The following is a 2,715-nucleotide window of genomic DNA, read 5'->3' on the forward strand; positions in this document are numbered from 1 at the left end:
GGGCTCATCGAACAACATGACCTCCGGCTTCACCGCCATGGCCCGGCCGATGCCGACGCGCTGCTGCTGCCCTCCGGACAGGTGGGCCGGATAGGAATCCCTCTTGTCCTCCAGCCCGACGACCCGCAGGATGCGCAGCGTCCCTTTTCACTGCATAGACAGAAAATCCCGGTGGAACGGCATACATCAGTCACACGAGCCGCGTTGTCGCGGATATGATCCAGATAAAAACAAAGTCTGGGATAGCGCGGCGCATTCTTTGCAGTCGAGAACACCTAGGACCTCCGAATCTATTTTATATTTTGCGAGGAGAAGCGGGGGACCTCATGCTTAGGCAGAAGTGAGTTTGATCCGCTGTTCATAACGCTTCTGCATCTGCTCCAACACCAGGACGATGAACCAGTACATCATGACCATAGCCATATAGGCCTCAAAGTACCGAAAGGTGATGCCGGCCTGTATCTTGGCGACGGCTGTAATGTCCAGGATGCCAATGGTGAAGGCCAGCGAGGACCCTTTTATGGCGTCGATCAGAACGTTGACTATACCCGGCACGGCCACGGGGATCGCCTGGGGGATCACGATCAGCCGCAGAGTCTGCATTCGGCTCAGGTTGATCGACTTCGCCGCCTCTATCTGCCCGCGATCCACGGCTAAAAACGCCCCGCGGATGATTTCACTCAAATAGGCGCTGGAGTTAAGCGCCATCGTCAACACAAAACCCTCGATCTTATCCATGGCCGACAGACATGCAAACATTCTCGGCAAGCCGAAGTAGATCATGAAGAGCTGCCCGATAAAAGGCGTCCCGCGAAAAAAAGAGACGTAGACCTTGCATAACGGCTTCAAAACCGGGATTTTATAGACGATCGGCAGCGTCACCATTAACCCCAGGAAGAGAGCCGCGATAAAAGGAAGAACCGTGACTGAAAGCGTCCTCGGCAAGGCCGGCAGCATTTTCAGAAAAACCTGACCGACGAAATTCAGATCCATAAACAGGCCCCAGCATCCAACCCTAATGCTTCACGGTAAAGTCGAAGTCAAACCACTTTTCGGAGATCGCCCTTAGCGCCCCGTCCTCCCTCATGGCACCGAGCGTTCTGTTGGTCATCTCCCGCAGAGCGTCACCCTCAGGCGTCTTGGCAAAGGGGTACGCGCTCTCGAGATAAATCCCGCTTCCCAGAAGCACCTTCACCTTGTCAGCCCCCAAACGCTGAATGATTTCAAGAGCGATCGTCTGAGACTGGACGCAGGCGTCAACCTTCCCTGAGACGACGTCCTGAGTCGCCGTGTCGTCAAAATAAACCCGTTTCACTTTGATACTGTTTTCCTTCTCGATGAGATCGACGAACGCATCGTCCGTAGAACTGATGACCACCCCGACACTCATTCCATCAAGATCTTTGAAGGTTTTTGCCTGGACCGAAGGAGCCGAAATCAAATTCAGCTCATCATAAAGATATGGATCGCTGAAGTTATAAGTCTCCCTCCGCTTATCTGTGGGATTCAGGGTGTTGGCCACCGTATTCACACGCCCATCCGAGATCATTCCCAGCAGACTCGAAAAGGGCATCTGTTCAAATTTGACCTCACAGTCGTTGCGTTTGGCGATCTCCTTCCAGACGTCCACCTCAAACCCTTCCAACTCCCCTTTGTCGTTCAACATTGAGAACCCAGAAGTAGAACCGTCCATGCCGACCCTCAGGACCTTTTTTTCAGGCTCAGCTCCATAGGCGCACGACGCCAAAAGGATCACTGCAACGGATACGCACAGCACAATTTTTCTCATCATCTTCAACCCTCTCTCACCAAGTCCAAAAATTCCTTGATCCTGTCATGTTTCGGTCGTTCAAAAATGTCATCAGGACTGCCCGCTTCCAAAACCCTCCCTCCATCCATGAAGATCACCCTGTCCGACACCTCCTGCGCGAACTTCATCTCATGCGTCACGATGAGCATGGTTTGTCTACAATCTGCAAGACGTCGGATAACCCCAAGGACGTACTTGACGAGCTCCGGATCCAGGGACGACGTCGGCTCGTCGAACAGCATAATCTCCGGCTCTATCGCCATCGCACGGGCTATTGCAATGCGCTGCTGTTGCCCACCGGACAGCTGGCGCGGGTAACTGTCCGCCTTGTCCTCCAGTCCCATCATCCGCAGAAGTTCCGTGACCCGCTCCGTAACCTTGTCGTATTTCCACTTTTTCACCTTCTGGAGGTGCAGTGCGATGTTCTCTCCTGCCGTCAAATTGGCGAACAGGGAAAAATTCTGAAAGACCATGGAGCTATGAGACCGGAGCTCGCAAATGAGCTTGTTTTCAAACCGGGAAAAGTCAAAGACCTTGCCGTCACCAAAAATGACCGTTCCTGCCTCGGGCTCCTCAAGATAGTTCAGGCACCTCAAAAAGGTGGATTTGCCCGTTCCCGATGGGCCTATGATAGAGACGACTTCGCCCCTGTCGATATCCAAGTCGATCCCCCTGAGCACGTCAAGGGAACCGAACGATTTTTTGACGCCGCGAATCTCGATCATGCGCTCTCCATCATCTCATCCTTAAATAAATGCCACGCCGCATCGTTACAAACGGCCCGTGTCCCTAAAAGGAAGGCACTTGGAACGGCAAACCACCTGCGCAGGGCCCCAATTCCCTCTTCTCTCCCACCTTGTCAGGGACAACTTCGTCACTTAAATACACCGGGGCGAGGTCCAGCG

Annotated in this window: 3 protein-coding genes and 1 pseudogene; all 4 read right to left on the reverse strand. The window is 53.4% G+C overall.

Annotation, left to right across the window (positions count from 1 at the left end; translation table 11 throughout):
- Positions 1-132: pseudogene (locus SY1_RS06015) on the reverse strand (ATP-binding cassette domain-containing protein); the annotation flags it as partial.
- 198 nt (positions 133-330) lie between these two features.
- Complete coding sequence (locus tag SY1_RS06020) at positions 331-993, reverse strand: amino acid ABC transporter permease (RefSeq protein ID WP_015556492.1); 663 nt, start codon at positions 991-993, stop codon at positions 331-333.
- A gap of 22 nt (positions 994-1,015) precedes the next feature.
- Entirely contained in the window at positions 1,016-1,792 is a 777-nt protein-coding gene (locus tag SY1_RS06025; protein WP_208873075.1) for a transporter substrate-binding domain-containing protein, read from the reverse strand.
- 2 nt (positions 1,793-1,794) lie between these two features.
- On the reverse strand, positions 1,795-2,535 hold the full coding sequence (locus SY1_RS06030) for an amino acid ABC transporter ATP-binding protein (protein ID WP_015556493.1): 741 nt from the start codon (positions 2,533-2,535) through the stop codon (positions 1,795-1,797).
- Positions 2,536-2,715 lie beyond the last annotated feature (180 nt).

This window comes from Fretibacterium fastidiosum (genome assembly GCF_000210715.1).
Taxonomy (GTDB): Bacteria; Synergistota; Synergistia; order Synergistales; family Aminobacteriaceae; genus Fretibacterium; species Fretibacterium fastidiosum.

Excerpts from the sequence above, each read along its gene's own strand:
- SY1_RS06025 (WP_208873075.1), bottom strand. The coding sequence starts at position 1,792 with ATGATGAGAAAAATTGTGCTGTGCGTATCCGTTGCAGTGATCCTTTTG.
- SY1_RS06030 (WP_015556493.1), bottom strand. The coding sequence starts at position 2,535 with ATGATCGAGATTCGCGGCGTCAAAAAATCGTTCGGTTCCCTTGACGTG.
- SY1_RS06020 (WP_015556492.1), bottom strand. The coding sequence starts at position 993 with ATGGATCTGAATTTCGTCGGTCAGGTTTTTCTGAAAATGCTGCCGGCC.